This window comes from Pseudoalteromonas sp. S1727, from assembly GCF_005886375.1.
Classification (GTDB): Bacteria; Pseudomonadota; Gammaproteobacteria; order Enterobacterales; family Alteromonadaceae; genus Pseudoalteromonas; species Pseudoalteromonas haloplanktis.
Window position 1 is genome coordinate 1 of sequence record NZ_PNDT01000055.1, and the last position, 15972, is coordinate 15972.

The following is a 15972-nucleotide window of genomic DNA, read 5'->3' on the forward strand; positions in this document are numbered from 1 at the left end:
GATTTTATACCAATCGTGTTGAGTTACTGACCATTTATAGCGACAGATAAATGGAGTGATAACAAGGCATAAATTTTGACATGTAGTTGTTCTACATGAAAAATTTATAACGCAGTTAGCGCTTTATTTAGCCCGCTAGAATGGTTAAATATTTAAGTCGATTGGTATTAACCCTGTTTGCTTATTGGGGATAGTTAAGGTTATTCATTGAGAGGTTTTTTACATAAAACTAAATCGTGGCAGCATAGAAATATCACCCGTTACGATTATTATCAGCATAAAAAAGCATACACGCAGATTTGGATGTAAAAATGTCAGTACACTTTTTTAGTTGATGTTCTGATTTGAAGTTTTTTTAAACACAGGTGTGAATGAACTTCTGCATAAAAAGGCTTTTTTACTGAATGATTACGCTTATTTAAAAATATTATTAACTTTTTTTAGCGCCTAAAAATTACAGACAGAATGTTACATTAATGTTTTGCAATTAACTAAAGTAGATAAAACACTCCTTAGTTAGCGGCTTTTACACTATATGGGAAATTACTGCTGTTACAATAATGTTAATCCTTTGTTTTTCGTGTTTTAGTTTGCAGTGATTGAATTAATTTATTTCCAGCTAATTCCAAACATCAAGTTGACAGCGTGCATTGCATTTAGCATTATTGGAGGGTTGATATCTATTAAAAGATATCAGGGTTGTCTCCTTCGGGAGGTAATTAAATTATAAAAGTAACATTACTTAATTGGTTGGGAACTATGTCTGTTAAAATCAGAAAGAGTCTTGTAGCAACTGCGTTGGTTGGCGCGTTTGCATTTGCAAGCAGCAATGTGATTGCAGATCCTTTGAATGACGTGCAAAAAGCAGGTCTACAAATTCAAACGGCTGCGGTTAAGTCTCAAACTAAAATTGACAACGTATATGGTCAAACTCAAGAGCTATTAGCTGAGTACCGTAGCGTAGTTGATGAATCTGAGCTTTTGAAAGTATACAACGATCACGTTGCACGTTTGGTCGCTGACCAAAATGCACAAATTGAATCGTTTGACCGTCAAATCGCGACGATCGACAACACAAAACAAAACGTTGTGCCTTTGATGTATCGCATGATCGATACGCTTGAGCAATTCATCAAAGCGGACGTTCCGTTTAACAGTGACAATCGTTTGGCGCGTGTTGAAAGATTACGTGAAACAATGGTTTCTTCTTCTGTAACGACTTCAGAGAAGTTCCGTCAAGTATTAGAAGCATACACAATTGAAGCAGCATACAGCTCTTTAGTTGCTGCATCACAAGGTACTTTAGAGATTGATGGTAAGAGCATCAACGTTGATTTCGGCCAACTAGGTCGTATCACTTACGTTGCTCAATCGTTTGACTTAAAGCACGCATGGGTATGGGATAACAACACTAAGCAGTGGAAAGAATTAGGTGATGAATACCTAAAACCTGTTAAAGAAGTTATTCGTATGGCGCGTAAGCAAGCGACATTAGAACTTGTTAAACTACCAATCTTTGGCGCGGAGTAATCAATAATGAAGAAACTATTTAAAGGTTTTGCTGTTGCAGCAGTACTATCTGTTTCTGCAGGTACCGCGCTTAATGCACATGCAAATACAGATGCTTTAGATAAAATCCTTGAGCAAGTAAAGCAAGAGCGTATCTCTGAAGGCAAAATCAATAAGCAACGTGAGCAAGAGTTTTTAGCAGATCGTGCTGATAAGCAAGCGTTACTTAACAAAGCGAAAAGCCAATTAGCTGCTGAAAAAGCACGTGGTGATAGCTTAACAAAGCAATATGCACAAAACGAAAACACCTTAGCTGAAAAAGAAGCAGCTCTTCAAAGTGCACAAGGTACTTTAGGTGAGATGTTTGGTGTTGTACGTCGTGCAGCACAAGATGCAATCGGTTCAATCGAAGCATCACTTGTTTCTGCTGAAAAGCCAGGCCGTGCTGAAATCTTACGTTCATTAGCTGCTGCTAAAGAACTTCCAACAGTACGTGAATTAGAAGAGCTTTGGATTTCACTACAAACTGAAATGACTGAGTCTGCTAAAGTTTCTACATTTGAAACTGAAGTTGCTGGTCTTGACGGTAACCCATCAGTGAAAAAAGTAACACGTATCGGTAACTTTAACTTAGTTACAGACGACGGCTACTTAATCTATTCACCAGAAACTAAATCAATTCAGCCGCTAGGTAAGCAACCTGATAGCTATATCCTTGCTGGTATCGATGAGTTAGCAAATACTTCTGCTGATAACTATGCAGGTGTATACGTGGATCCAACACGTGGTGCTATCTTACGTATCAATACACAAAAAGCGACGCTTGAAGAATACTTCCACCAAGGTGGCGTAGTTGGTTACATCATCACTGCGTTATTAGGTTTAGGTATCTTAATCACTGCAGTTCGTTTTGTTGACCTTACACTTACTACAAGTAAGATTAAGAGCCAACTTAAAAATGTTGCTACACCGAATACAAACAACCCACTGGGTCGTATTCTTAAAGTGTACCATGATAACAAGAACCAAGACGTTGAAAACCTTGAGCTTAAATTAGATGAAGCGATTCTTCGTGAAACGCCACGCATTGAAGCTGGTATCAATATCATTAAAATTCTTGCTGCAATCGCGCCGTTACTTGGTCTATTAGGTACGGTAATCGGTATGATCTTAACGTTCCAAACAATCACATTGTTCGGTACAGGTGATCCGAAAATCATGGCAGGTAACATCTCTCTAGCACTTGTAACTACTGCGCTAGGTCTAATTGCTGCATTACCACTTATTCTTCTTCACGCTGTTGTTGCGGGTCGTAGTAAGTCGGTATTACACATCCTTGATGAGCAAAGCGCGGGTATCGTTGCGACTCACGCGGAGAAGGAGAAAGCCTAATGCTAGTCCTGATGGAGATCTGGGAATCTATCAGGGATTTTGTTGGCACAGGCGGCCAGGTTTTATACGTGGTCGCGATAGCACTCTTTCTTATGTGGGTTTTAATGATTGAGCGCTATTGGTTCTTACTTGCTGAGTTTCCTCGCATGTCGAAGGAAATTGTAGCTAAGTGGGATGCCCGCCAAGACACTACGTCTTGGTACGCACACAGAATCCGTGAAGCATGGATTTCTGAAGCGTCTGAAAAATTAGATCAGCGTATGTTGTTGATTAAAACATTAGTAGCTGTTTGTCCTTTAATAGGCTTACTTGGTACAGTAACGGGTATGATCGCGGTTTTCGAAACCATGGCCAGCCAAGGTACAGGTAATGCACGTTTAATGGCATCAGGTATTTCAATGGCAACAATCCCAACAATGGCTGGAATGGTTGCGGCACTATCTGGAGTATTCTTTAGCTCACGCCTTGAGGCAAGAGCGAGAATGGTGAAAGCCAAACTTGTAGATAGCATGCCTCATCACTAGAGAGAGAATTAAATATGGCACGTAAACAACGTTTTCGTGAAGAAGAAGAAGCAGCGGTAGATATGACACCAATGCTTGACATCGTATTTATCATGCTTATTTTCTTTATCGTAACTACATCGTTCGTTAAAGAGGCTGGTATCGAGGTCAATAAACCAAAAGCGGCCCAAGCTACGAAGCAAAAAAATGCTAACATTTTTATTGCGATTCGTAACAACGGCGAGATCTGGATTGATAAGCAACAAGTTGATGTTGAACGTGTTTCAGCAAAAATTGAAAGCTTACTAGCAGAACAACCTACTGAAGTTGTAATTTTGCAAGCTGATAAAGAAGCAAAACACGGCACAGTGGTTAAAGTTATGGACCAGATCAAAGCGACGGGTGATAACCTGAGAATTTCAATAGCTGGAGATCAGTAATGATTCGTTTTCTGTTTTCACTGATTGCAGGTGGGGCAGTTACTTTCGGCTTGTTCTACTTCATGGCCTTCCTCATCTCTGGTGGGGCTGACCGTAATACGGAACAAAAAGAGCAGATCATAGTCGAAATTATGACGAATCCGCCTGAATCTAAGGTGCAGGAACGGAAGCGTGTACCGCCTCCGCCGCCTCCACCGCCAAAGCAGCCGCCTAAACCGCAGCCGCCACAGCCGGAAAACAACAACCCTAATCCGGGTGCAATGTCATTTAATATGGGCAGCATCGATGTGGGAAGTTCGGCCGGTGGTCTAAGTGGTCCAGGGGCATTTGGACGAGATGGTGATGCGACACCTATCGTTCGTATTGAACCAAAATATCCAACACAAGCGGCACGTGATGGTAAAGAAGGTTGGGTACAACTTTCGTTCTCAATCGATGAGCTGGGTGGGGTAACTGATGTTGAAGTAATTGACGCAGACCCTAAACGCATCTTCGATAGAGAAGCTAAGCGTGCACTGAGCAAGTGGAAATACCGTCCTAAAATCATTGACGGTAAGCCGCAAAAGCAAGTTGGTTTACAAGTTCAGCTAGACTTTAAAATTAACCAAGGCAACTAAGGAGGCAAGTAATGAGAAATTTATCTAAAGTAACAGCACTTGCGGTACTTATGTCTCTCTCGGGTGCAGTATTTACTGCACCAGTTCTAGCAGCGCCGGATGCCGCAAAGATTGAAGCGCGCAAAAAAGCTAAGACTAGAGTTATGGGTGAGCGCGTTGGTAAAAAAGTTATTAAAGCGTTTGACTTGTATAACGAAGAAAAGCTTGATGAAGCAATCGCCATGTTGAAAGAAATCGAAGCGTCTGATGATTTCGACAAAGCAACCGTTAACCGCTACTTAGGTAGTATGTATGGTCAAAAAGAGCAGTATAAAACTGCGATTAAACACCTAGAGTTAGCTGTTGCCCCTGATATTTTAAATTTTGCTGATCAAGAGCAAAGTTTAAAAACATTAGGCGATATGTACGCGGGTACTGAGCAGTATGAAAAAGCTAAAAAAGCTTACGTAGCGTGGATGGATTTTACTGGTGAAGAAGATGCGACGGTTTATACTCGTATAGCCCAAGCTAACTACCAGTTAGGATTATTCAAAGACGTTTTTTCACCTGCTGATAAAGCAATTAAACTTCAAAAAGAGCCTAATAAAGGCCCTTATCAACTTAAATTAGGTTCTTACTTTGAACTTAAAGACTATAAAAATATGGTTAAAGTTGGTGAAGAAATTGTTCGTATCTGGCCTGGCGATAAAAAAGCATGGGTAAGTTTAGGTAAATACTACCTTCAGACGGAAGACTATAAAACAGGTCTTGCGACGATGGAAGTAGCTTACAAAAACGGTTACTTTGAAGCTGAAGTTGATTATAAAGTTTTGTCTAACTTCTATTCATTGAATGAAATTCCTTATAAAGCCGCTAAGGTTTTAGAGAAGTCAATTGATGATAAGATTGTTAAACGTACTAAACAAAATATCAGCGCAGTGGCAAGTAACTACCATCGCTCTAAAGATATTGAAAAAGCAGCTAAGTACTATGAAGAAGCCGCAAAATTTGATGACGACGCTGAGCTTTACCGCAAAGCAGGTTCATTATTATTGCAGTCGCAGAATTATAGTGCAGCCGTGGTTCGTTTGAACAAGGCGCTTGAATTAGGTTCTGATAAGCAAGGAACTATTTATTCAGATTTAGCAGAAGCTTATTACTATCAAGAAAAGTATAAGCAAGCTTATGCTGCAATTACTAAAGCAATGGATGACCCTCGCACTCGCAAGTTTGCTAAAGGTTGGTCTACATTTATTAAAGATAAAGCCGCTCGCAACGGTGTTAAAATTTAACTTTAATTTGCTATAGCAATTATTAAAAAGCCCCTCAGGGGCTTTTTTTATTGGATTACACTGATGATAAAACACCTAATATGGCTATGTCTCTTAGTGCTTTTTTTGAGTGCATGCGGTGATACAAACAACCAGTATCAAAATAAAGAGCAAGCTCAACAAGCATTGCAGAGATTAAATCAATTTCTAAGACCAACAGATGCAATTAGCAGTGTGTCTGAGTCACAGTTTCCATTCAGTGCTGCCTATTTAAAGGAGCGGCACAATATCTATAAAGCTATGAAAGGGCTTGAGTTAACACCAGCTGCGCAGAGCTCATTGGATTATCTTATTATTGCAGAGCGTTTTCCGCAGCGTTATTTTACTTGGCCTGCACATATTCCAGTGCTGGATAATATGCTGGATCACAATCAGCATAACGACATTACTGACGCTATTAATAACTGGATTGGCTTTACTCAACAACAACTAGTAGCAGCTAAAGAAAGTAAGCTAAGACTCAATTCAATTGAACTTACTGCGCTACAGTCACAGGTAACGAAAAGCCTTGCTCGTAGTGACTTACCTGAGACAATTAAGCGCACACTTATTCAGTTTAATGATTATTTAGCAAGCTATACGCCACGCGGGAGTGTTGGTTTATATGGCTTATCTAATGGCGGGCCTTGGTATCAAAGTAAATTAAATTACTTTTCTGGTATAACTAAAGCACCAATAAACTGGTTAGTTGCAATACAAGCTCAGCTAAAGGACATGAAGCAAGTCCCTTACATGATTACTTTTGCTGAGAATCATCAGCATTCAGTACTTGCACAACGTTTTACATTATCTAAGCAGAACACAGCTGGTTTTGATTGGGCACAGAATTACCATGAGCTCACACTTAATGCAGCACAAATCGCAACACGGCTAACGCCTGAAGAGCGCACATTTTGGTTAGCTATGATGGAAACCGACTTGGGGATCCATTACCATGCTTGGACTGTGCAACAAGCGAGAGTGAATTTACTGAAACATTTACAAATGACGCCACAACAAGTTGATTATTTACTTGCTGATATCATTTTTTACCCAGCACAAAGCTTCTCGTTTGCCTCATTACTTACACCGCAGTAACTACATTATGAATTTGACTCGCAGCGTATACAACGTTGTACAGTTGGATCGGCATTAAGCCGTTGCGAGTCAATTTTTTCCTCACAATCACAGCAGTAACCATATTGACCAATATCTATTTGGCATACCGCAGCTTCAAGCTTTTCTAAGCGAGTAATACTTTCTTTATATTCAGTGCCAAGCTGTTTTTGCATGAGCTCTAACCATTGCTCAGGGTTATTCTGTTGCAAGGTTTCAGCAAGTGATTGATGTAATAGGTTAGTTGAGTTTGATAGTGTGAAGAGCAAAGAAGCCCTAACTTGATCTAACTCTTGATTTAAATGTTGTAGGTGGTGTTGAGCATTGACCATTATCATTATCCTGATTGAGCAATGCTGCAGTATTCATTAATTAAAAAAAGTCTACTATGATGTGTGTCAAATTAAGGTGCAATAGCGTATTTTTTCAAAACATTAGCGACATCTTCTTTTATCTTTAATCGTCTTATTTCATCAAATAATATATCTGCTTGACTATATTGACGTTTTAAATAGCCTAACCATTGCTTAGTACGCGCAGCAAAATACTTTTCGTCTTTGGCTGGATCCTGATGTATTGCAGAGTGAATTAAGTGATACAGCACATGCTCCCATTGTAATCCTGTGTATTGCTCATTGTTTACATGTGCTTTTATTTTGCGGGCTAAATCAGGGTGTGAGAGTGCACCACGACCAAGCATTAAATCTGTACAGCCACTGCGTTGCTGACACAGTAATGCATCTTCTACTTGCCAAATTTCACCATTTGCGACCACCGCAATGTTTTTATCTTTAATCAGTGGTGGAATTTTTTCCCAATAAGCAGGGGGGTTGTAGCCATCGCGTTTAGTACGGGCATGGATAGCTATGCTTGTAGCACCAGCGCTAACAACAGCATCAACAATTTCTTGGCTATTACTATCATCATCAAAGCCTAAGCGAATTTTGGCACTGACTTGATGCTCACTAGGTACTGCATCACGGACTGCTTTGATGATTTCATACATGTGCTCTGGATCTTTGAGTAGCACAGCCCCGCCTTTGCTCTTGTTGACGGTTTTCGCTGGACAACCAAAATTAAGGTCAACCCCGTGGGAACCCAATTCGATTACTCTTACCGCATTTTCAGCTAAAGCATGTGCCACTTGACCAAGTAATTGGATACGTACAGGTGTACCAGCGCGAGTTAATCCATGATTGGTAAGCTCTGGGCAGTAGCGATTAAACACTTTGTCAGGTAGACAAGCATCTATTACACGAACAAATTCTGTTACGCATAGATCAAAACCACCAATATCGGTGAGTAGTTGACGCATTTTAAAGTCGACAACTCCTTCCATAGGCGCTAAAACTAATTTCATAATAGAGGCACTTAATACTACTGCAAAGGGAGCGTAGTCTACCTGTATACTGAAGCTACCTCAAGATGCCAATCATGCAGCTAAGCTATAAATGCTTAGTTATAATATATATTGATAAATCCCGATTTTACTCCCATAGTTAATCTCGTCAGTTGTGTGACTTTTGCCGTGAAAGCAAAAATAATGTAAAAACTTGCGAGCAAGTGAAATATTATTTTTTGTAGCGAGGTCTACTAATATACCCAAACCACCTCAAGATACAGAATTAGTATCTTGAGGTGGTTTGGGTATACATCCTTTGTTTAGAGAGAGTCATAAAATGAATACAATTAAAAAGAATTCAATTGCGTTAACATTAGGCGCAGTCGTAGTTGGCAGCACAAGCTTTATTTCTGCAGATGCTCAAGCTAACCCTTTTGAATTTCAACAAATGGTAACGGGTTACCAAGTTGATGCTACCGAAGGTAAATGTGGCGAAGGTAAATGCGGTGGTGATGCAAAAGAGCACAAAACTAAAAAAGAAGGCAAGTGCGGCGAAGGCAAATGTGGTGGCGATGCTAAAGACGCAAAAGCCAAAAAAGAAGGTAAGTGCGGCGAAGGTAAATGTGGCGGCGATGCTAAAGACGTAAAAGCGAAAAAAGAAGGCAAGTGTGGCGAAGGCAAATGCGGTGGCGATGCTAAAGACGCAAAGGCCAAAAAAGAAGGTAAGTGCGGCGAAGGTAAATGCGGTGGCCGTAGCTAATTAAGTTTTACGATTAGTCGCAATGCATAATAAGGGCCTGCATAGGCCCTTTTTATTGGTGGAGATTAAAATGGCAGAAATGAAACAAGATGAATTTGGCATGGTAGGTCTTGGTTTGCGCCGTGAGATGCTCGACGAGCTGCTCACCCAAATACCAAGTCAAATTGATTTTATGGAAGTGGCACCAGAGAATTGGTTAAAGTTGGGAGGACGATTTGCCAAACAGTTTAAGCAACTGACAGATACAAATAATTTCGTTTGCCATGGTTTATCATTGTCTATTGGCTCTGCTGAACCGCTAGATATTGAATTTGTAAAATCGTTAAAAGTGTTTTTCGACACCCATAATATTAAACTTTTTAGTGAACACCTTAGTTATTGCTCTGGTAGCGGTCATATGTATGACTTAATGCCTATTCCCTTTACAGAAGAGGCAATTAAGCATGTTGTACCGCGCATTAAGCAAGTACAAGATATTTTAGAGCAGCAAATCGCCATTGAAAATGTTTCTTATTATGCCGCGCCAGATCAGCAGATCAGCGAATTGGATTTTACTAATGAGGTTCTGCAGCAAGCGGACTGTAAATTGCTCCTTGATGTAAATAATATATATGTGAATTCAATCAATCATGGTTACGACAGTGAACACTTTTTAGCAAATTTGCCCTCACATCGAATTGCTTATGGGCATGTTGCAGGACACTATAATGAAGCGGATGATTTAATTATTGATACTCACGGTGCCGATGTGATTGATCCGGTATGGCACCTACTTGATCTTGCATACCAACATCACGGTGTGTTTCCTACTTTATTAGAGCGTGACTTTAATATTCCAAGCGTAGCTGAGCTTATAAAAGAATTAGATATAATTCATCAGTTACAAGCGAAGCATGCGATTACTGAAAATAAAGAAAGTGCTTAATATGAGTTTGATTGATACCCAAAATGCCTTTATGGCGCATATACGAAACCCGCAACGACAAGCAAAGCCTGATGGTATCGAAGATCGTCGCATGGCGATTTACCGTGATTTATTTTTTAATAATATCAACGGTTTTATTTCCTCAGGCTTCCCAGTTTTAAAAACACTCTACTGTGATGATGACTGGTTACAGCTAATTCGGCGTTTTTTTGCTGAGCACGATTGTCAATCACCTTACTTTTTGGATATTGCCGCTGAATTTGTTGCATATTTAAGCAGTGACTACACATTTCAAGCAAGTGATCCTGTATTTATGCTGGAGCTTGCCCATTATGAATGGATTGAGCTTGATGTATCTATAGTGCAAACAGACTTAATGGAGTGCCCCATTACTGGGGAGTTATGTGAGGCGGCGTTATACTTAAGTAGTAGCGCTAGAAATCTAAGTTATCAATTTCCTGTACAGCATATCAGTGCTGATTTTCAGCCACAGCAGCCTAGTGAGCAGCCTCATTACTTTGTGGTGTATCGTGATATAGACGATGAAGTGCAGTTTCTTGCGACCAATGCAATGACAGCTTTGCTGTTGTCTATTATAGATAGTACACCGGGTATTCAATTATCTGCTCTGGTAGCGCAAGTTGCGCAGCACGCCCAACAATTTACAATAGAACAATTACAGCAAGGTGCAATTGCGACGCTAAGTGCGATGGCAGACCGTGGCGTCATCGTGACAAAAAATCACGCTTAAAACCTTTATTGATTATTTTACATCGTCTATTATGAGCGCCTTAATTTGTCGCGCTTAATAAAAGGTAGTACCAATGTCTGAAGATAAAGATTTTAAAGACCCATTTAATGCAATGTATTTTCTTGCATTTTTAGCTGTGTTTGTTGGGATCGGCTGCTTAAATGCAATCCTAGGTTGGATCACCACAGTATCTTAATTTTGCACCAAGCAAATTCAGAGGCTGCCTTTGCAGCCTTATCTTTTTCTAAACTTCCTGCCGACAACTGATTTTTGTGATGTTATACTTATTTGCTTTGTAATATTACAGATAAAATAATTTAAATTATGACTCAAGTAACTCCATCTATCATCAAAGATAGTATTACTACTATTGCGGACTACCCGAAAGCGGGCATTATGTTCCGTGATGTAACAACGTTAATGGCTGATCCGGCTGCATTCCAAGCAACTATTAATGCATTCATTAGTGCTTATAAAGATCAAGGTTTTACCAAAATCATTGGTACTGAATCTCGTGGCTTTATTTTTGGTGCACCACTTTCATATGCGCTTGGTATCCCGTTTATTCCTGTGCGTAAACCGGGCAAGTTGCCACGGGCTGTGATCTCTCAAGATTACCAGCTAGAATATGGTGAAGATATTTTAGAATTACATACAGATGCGATTGTCCCTGGTGATAAAGTGCTCTTAGTGGATGACTTATTAGCGACTGGTGGTACGATCGAAGCGACTGCTAAGTTAGTGAACAAATTAGGTGGTCATGCGACAGATGCAGCATTTGTAGTATCGTTACCTGAACTGGGCGGCGAGCAACGTATTGAAAAAATGGGTATTAAAATTCTTAAATTGGTTGAATTCGAAGGCGAATAATTAATGAGTTATCAAGTCCTAGCGAGAAAATGGCGACCACAGACCTTTCATGAACTGGTTGGACAGTCACATGTGAAACAAGCATTAGTCAATGCTTTAACACAAAATAGACTGCATCACGCTTATTTATTCACTGGGACTCGCGGGGTGGGTAAAACCACCATCGCGCGAATTTTCGCAAAAAGTTTAAATTGTGACGAAGGGATTTCGGCACAACCTTGCGGGCAATGTAGTAGCTGTACAGATATTGAAGCAGGGCGTTACATTGACTTGCTTGAAATTGATGCGGCATCACGGACGAAGGTTGAAGACACCCGAGAAATTCTTGATAACGTACAATATGCCCCCACTCGTGGTCGCTACAAAGTGTACCTTATCGATGAAGTGCATATGCTCTCAAAGCATAGTTTTAACGCATTATTAAAAACGCTTGAAGAACCCCCAGAGCACGTTAAATTTTTACTCGCCACCACTGATCCGCAAAAACTTCCGGTCACAATTTTATCACGTTGCTTGCAATTTAATCTCAATTCATTATCGCAGTCTGAAATACGCCAACAACTTGAGTATGTATTAGGCGAAGAAAAACTCCGTTTTGAAACACAAGCACTGCAAATTATCGCCAAAGCGGCTGATGGTAGTATGCGTGATGCATTGAGCTTAACCGATCAGGCAATTGCACAAACCAATGGTGATATCAAGCATCAAGCAGTACAAGCAATGTTAGGCTTGATGGACAACCATTATAGCCAACACTTGTTGGTCGCATTATTAGCCCAAGATGGCGCTGCATTAATGGCGCAAATAGAGCAAGTCGCCAGCAAGCATGCAAATTATACGGCTTTGTTAGACGATCTTATCGGTCTGACACATTTAGTGCAGTTAAGCCAATTAGTGCCTGATGCAGCCAAGTTAGATGATTACAACCGAGAATTTATTAGTGAAGTAGCGCTTAGCTGCGACTCACAGCAAATTCAGGTTTATTATCAATTGCTGCTTAACGGTAAAAAAGATTTACAATGGGCGCCTGAACCACGTTTAGGTTTTGAAATGATCATGCTGCGTTTACTGGCATTTCAACCAATTGATAACCAAGCTCTTGTCAGCACAACCTCAACAGCCACATCGGCTGATGAGAAGCGTGATCGTGCGGGCTCTCTCAGGGATATTCTTAATAAAAATAAGCCTGCACCATCAGAATCTATTGCTGATCAAACAACTGAGCACGCCACTTCATCTGCGGTTGTTGATGATGAAAAAACAATTAGGAATACTGATACCCCCCAAGTTATAGAGCAAGAACAAGAGCAGGAACAACAGCCATTTAGCGTAGCGAATAATCAGCTTATGCAAGCGACGTCAATGACGCCGCAATTGAACAATATACATGACACTGAGTACGCATCAGAGGCCGAACTTGAGCAACAGTTAGCATCACAATATGATGATGTGATGAGTAACGCGGTTGAGCAAGGTTTTCAGCCTGACAATGCTCATCATGGTGAACAAACAGATTCGGCTTTACACAGTAGCAATTCGTCAGTGGAACCAATGGCGACAGATATTAGTCAACAAGAAGCGCAAGCACAGTCTGCAATTGCTCGTATTTTACGTGATAGAAATATTTCAGGTGCAGGCACTTTATCTGGTGGAAAAGCATCAACTCAGGTGCAAACGAGTCCCCCTCCCGAAATTGAGAGTACTCCTCACGAAAAAAAGTCACAACCCCAGATAACGGGGACACCTAGTCAAGCCGAGGCTGGCAGCTACACACCTAAGAGTATGCCAACAAAGGTTATCAAGCCTGACTTTAAAGAAAAGCATCAGACGATAGTAGAAAATTTAGCGCCCGAGTTATTGGAGCAAATTAATCCACAAAAAGTGGTGGCTGAAGCCGAGCCTGAAATAAATATTCAAGTGCCGGATGATTTTCAAAGTCCGATCAGCGATATTCGTTTTGCGCATCAGCAAGATGAGTGGGCTTATTTAATTAAGCGTATGGGGCTTGGTGGGCGGATGCGTCAGTTTGCATTGCATTCAATTTATTCTAAACAGCAACAACAACTGCATTTAGAAGTGGATGAATCACAAAAACACCTCGATACCCCGATGTTACGGCAAAAGTTAAGTGCAGCACTTGCAGCTATCTATGAGCACAATGTTGAGCTGACAATTAACTTTGCAGCAGGAGTAATTGACTCGCCGTATTTAATTCAGCAAAAAATAGATGCGGGACGTCATCAGCAAGCGATCGATGTGATCAACAATGATGAAAACATCGTGCAGTTGCAGCAGCTATTTTCTGCAATTATCGATGAAAACAGTATTCAGGCATTGTAATTCACTGCAATAGCCCTTATCTTCATGGCAATTAGAAATAGAAAGAGAGAAAGTTATGTTTAAAGGTGGAATGGGTAATATGATGAAGCAAGCGCAGCAAATGCAAGAGCGCATGCAAAAAGCCCAAGACGAAATTGCTAACTTAGAGGTGGTTGGAGAAGCCGGTGCTGGTTTAGTCAAAGTAACGATGCTTGGTAACCATAATGTTCGTCGCGTTGAGCTAGATGAAAGCTTAATGGAAGACGACAAAGACATGATTGAAGATTTACTTGCTGCGGCGTGTAATGACGCGGTACGCCGTGTAGCTGAAGAAACACAAGAGCGTATGAGTAAAGTAACAGGTGGTATGCAATTACCACCAGGTATGAAAATGCCGTTCTAAATTTATTACAACACAACCGTTGTTTAAAAGCCCAAGTTTTACTTGGGCTTTTGTGTTTTTAAACTAGAAGTCCTTACTGATGGATTTACACTACTACCTGCTGAGCATCTGCTAAGCCGATTTGAGTCACTCTGCGTTTGGTAATTATAGCTAAACCAAAGCTTATCAAAAATAGTAAAGCTAAAGACCAAATGGCAAGAGGAATTGTGCTTGTTGGCATGTTGAATTGAAGAATGGTTGCTAAATCAGTCAATGTAGGTTTGGCATTGCAGCCGTTACAAGGAGAGAAATCACCTGCTTGACTTGCTTTTACAATGTCTGTTTTAAAAAAATGCTTCAGCTTTTGATGGTGTTGCTCTACCGCTGACATGTAGGCATGCTGGCTCAAATACGGTTCCTATCGAGGTGTTTTGTACGGATGCATCATTAGCTAATACCTCGCCTAGGGTTTTTACGCGTTGGTTGCTAATTAGCTCTTCAGAGAAAGATTGAATTGAGATAGGGATATTCTGTGCATCTTTAGGGCCGAGGGCTGACGCGTTAATATCGCGAGTGCTGTACAAAGGAGTACGTGTACCGTTAACCTCTATTCTTTCTAATTCATTAGATATCAAGTTATTTGAATTAACCAAGCACGCGAAGGCACTGATTGTAATTAAAGACTGGTTCATGATGAGTTCCGACTTAATGGTTGTTTTTATTTCTTAAAAATATGTTATAACGTATCGATATTATAAGGTTAAATCTATTTTGGGAACATGTTTTTACAAATAGGTTTGTTAATAATATTTCAGGAATGTTTTCGAGCTGCCTAAGCGGAATGTTTTCTGATATTATCGCGTATGTAGCATGATTAAGGATGAAGAATTTTGTATCCTTAATCGGCTTGGGTATATCCTATGAATAAGCCAATCACTTTCGTCATTATTAAGGTGCTAAAAGTATTTTATGCAATTATCAACTTCTCTTTCTGCACTCATTGAAGCGTTGCGCTGTCAGCCAGGCATTGGACCAAAGTCTGCACAACGCATTGCATTTCATTTACTTGAGCGTGACCGTAAAGGTGGCGCTCAGCTAGGTGCTGCACTGAGCAAAGCAATGACCGCGATTGGTCATTGTCAATCGTGCCGTACATTTGCAGAGCAACCACAGTGTGAAATTTGTTTGAGTCCAAAGCGCCAAGACAGTGGTATTTTATGTGTGGTTGAATCACCTACTGATGTGTTGGCAATCGAACAAACAGGGCAATACAAAGGTCTGTATTTTGTGCTGATGGGACACCTATCACCCATTGATGGCATTGGCCCTAATGAAATTGGCCTTGACGTGCTTGAGCAAAAATTGCAGCAAGGCGGCATCAATGAAGTGATTTTAGCCACTAACCCGACGGTTGAAGGCGAAACCACAGCGCATTATATCGCTCAGCTGTGCCATCGCTATAACGTTGCTGCATCACGTATTGCACATGGCATTCCAGTTGGCGGGGAACTTGATTTACTCGATGGTATGACCTTGATGCATGCTTTTAGTGGCCGACGTGTTGTCAGCCAAAGTTAGTTTTATTGTACTAAGTCAAATTCTTTGAAAGCTAAAGACAGGCATTTTCAGGCTTTTTATTAGACAATTTAAAATAAGTTATACCAATCGTGATAAGTTACAGACCATTTATAACGCAGTTAGCGCTTTATTTAGCTCGCTAGAATGGTTAAATATTTAAATCGATTGGTATTAGCTAT

At 40.4% G+C, this 15972-nt stretch carries 19 protein-coding genes; 15 read left to right on the forward strand and 4 right to left on the reverse strand.

Annotated features, from left to right (window positions below):
* Window positions 1–759: 759 nt before the first annotated feature.
* The 7 genes from CWB85_RS13645 (at window position 760) to CWB85_RS13675 (ending at window position 6848) form a co-directional block, all read left to right on the forward strand.
* On the forward strand, window positions 760–1530 hold the full coding sequence (locus tag CWB85_RS13645; protein WP_016707788.1) for a DUF3450 domain-containing protein: 771 nt from the start codon (window positions 760–762) through the stop codon (window positions 1528–1530).
* A 6-nt stretch (window positions 1531–1536) separates the two neighbouring features.
* Complete coding sequence (locus tag CWB85_RS13650) at window positions 1537–2901, forward strand: MotA/TolQ/ExbB proton channel family protein (RefSeq protein ID WP_016707787.1); 1365 nt, start codon at window positions 1537–1539, stop codon at window positions 2899–2901.
* Window positions 2901–3425, forward strand: a complete 525-nt coding sequence (locus CWB85_RS13655) for a MotA/TolQ/ExbB proton channel family protein (RefSeq protein WP_016707786.1) — start codon at window positions 2901–2903, stop codon at window positions 3423–3425. The genes CWB85_RS13650 and CWB85_RS13655 overlap by 1 nt, the downstream gene beginning before the upstream one ends.
* 14 nt (window positions 3426–3439) lie before the next feature.
* Entirely contained in the window at window positions 3440–3844 is a 405-nt protein-coding gene (locus tag CWB85_RS13660) for an ExbD/TolR family protein (protein WP_016707785.1), read from the forward strand.
* Window positions 3844–4461 (forward strand): energy transducer TonB, encoded by a 618-nt coding sequence (locus CWB85_RS13665; RefSeq protein WP_016707784.1) that lies wholly within the window; start codon window positions 3844–3846, stop codon window positions 4459–4461. Before CWB85_RS13660 ends, CWB85_RS13665 begins: the two co-directional genes overlap by 1 nt.
* Before the next feature lie 11 nt (window positions 4462–4472).
* Window positions 4473–5732, forward strand: coding sequence for a tetratricopeptide repeat protein (locus CWB85_RS13670; protein WP_016707783.1), 1260 nt, complete (start codon window positions 4473–4475; stop codon window positions 5730–5732).
* 105 nt (window positions 5733–5837) lie between these two features.
* Window positions 5838–6848 (forward strand): hypothetical protein, encoded by a 1011-nt coding sequence (locus CWB85_RS13675; RefSeq protein ID WP_138555189.1) that lies wholly within the window; start codon window positions 5838–5840, stop codon window positions 6846–6848.
* Between the two features lie 5 nt (window positions 6849–6853).
* On the opposite strand, the gene CWB85_RS13680 is transcribed toward CWB85_RS13675, so the two are convergent.
* Both CWB85_RS13680 and CWB85_RS13685 read right to left on the reverse strand, forming a co-directional pair.
* Window positions 6854–7198 (reverse strand): TraR/DksA family transcriptional regulator, encoded by a 345-nt coding sequence (locus CWB85_RS13680; protein WP_016707781.1) that lies wholly within the window; start codon window positions 7196–7198, stop codon window positions 6854–6856.
* A gap of 71 nt (window positions 7199–7269) precedes the next feature.
* Complete coding sequence (locus CWB85_RS13685; RefSeq protein ID WP_138555190.1) at window positions 7270–8226, reverse strand: tRNA-dihydrouridine synthase; 957 nt, start codon at window positions 8224–8226, stop codon at window positions 7270–7272.
* Window positions 8227–8545: 319 nt separating this feature from the next.
* Here CWB85_RS13685 and CWB85_RS13690 point away from each other — a divergent pair, with 319 nt between their 5' ends.
* From CWB85_RS13690 to CWB85_RS13715, 7 genes are all read left to right on the forward strand, one after another.
* Window positions 8546–8968, forward strand: coding sequence for an HvfA family oxazolone/thioamide-modified RiPP metallophore (locus CWB85_RS13690; protein ID WP_138555191.1), 423 nt, complete (start codon window positions 8546–8548; stop codon window positions 8966–8968).
* A 70-nt stretch (window positions 8969–9038) separates the two neighbouring features.
* Entirely contained in the window at window positions 9039–9893 is an 855-nt protein-coding gene (locus tag CWB85_RS13695) for an HvfB family MNIO-type RiPP peptide maturase (RefSeq protein WP_138555192.1), read from the forward strand.
* A 1-nt stretch (window position 9894) separates the two neighbouring features.
* Complete coding sequence (locus CWB85_RS13700) at window positions 9895–10644, forward strand: HvfC family RiPP maturation protein (protein ID WP_016707777.1); 750 nt, start codon at window positions 9895–9897, stop codon at window positions 10642–10644.
* A gap of 73 nt (window positions 10645–10717) precedes the next feature.
* Complete coding sequence (locus tag CWB85_RS22980; protein WP_016707776.1) at window positions 10718–10840, forward strand: hypothetical protein; 123 nt, start codon at window positions 10718–10720, stop codon at window positions 10838–10840.
* A gap of 128 nt (window positions 10841–10968) precedes the next feature.
* On the forward strand, window positions 10969–11514 hold the full coding sequence (gene apt / locus CWB85_RS13705; RefSeq protein ID WP_016707775.1) for an adenine phosphoribosyltransferase: 546 nt from the start codon (window positions 10969–10971) through the stop codon (window positions 11512–11514).
* A 3-nt stretch (window positions 11515–11517) separates the two neighbouring features.
* Window positions 11518–13854: a DNA polymerase III subunit gamma/tau gene (dnaX, locus tag CWB85_RS13710; RefSeq protein ID WP_138555193.1), complete on the forward strand. Its 2337-nt coding sequence runs from the start codon at window positions 11518–11520 to the stop codon at window positions 13852–13854.
* Between the two features lie 55 nt (window positions 13855–13909).
* Window positions 13910–14236 (forward strand): YbaB/EbfC family nucleoid-associated protein, encoded by a 327-nt coding sequence (locus CWB85_RS13715; protein ID WP_016707773.1) that lies wholly within the window; start codon window positions 13910–13912, stop codon window positions 14234–14236.
* 85 nt (window positions 14237–14321) lie between these two features.
* Here the strand turns inward: CWB85_RS13715 and CWB85_RS13720 are convergent, their stop codons facing one another.
* A complete protein-coding gene (locus CWB85_RS13720) occupies window positions 14322–14624 on the reverse strand; it encodes a hypothetical protein (protein ID WP_138555194.1) in 303 nt (100 codons plus the stop codon).
* Complete coding sequence (locus CWB85_RS13725; protein ID WP_138555195.1) at window positions 14560–14907, reverse strand: Plug domain-containing protein; 348 nt, start codon at window positions 14905–14907, stop codon at window positions 14560–14562. The genes CWB85_RS13720 and CWB85_RS13725 overlap by 65 nt, the downstream gene beginning before the upstream one ends.
* 277 nt (window positions 14908–15184) lie before the next feature.
* Between CWB85_RS13725 and recR the strand changes: the two genes are divergently transcribed.
* Window positions 15185–15793 carry a recombination mediator RecR gene (recR, locus tag CWB85_RS13730; protein WP_016707770.1) on the forward strand — a complete coding sequence of 203 codons (609 nt, stop codon included), beginning with the start codon at window positions 15185–15187 and terminating at the stop codon, window positions 15791–15793.
* Window positions 15794–15972: the final 179 nt, after the last annotated feature.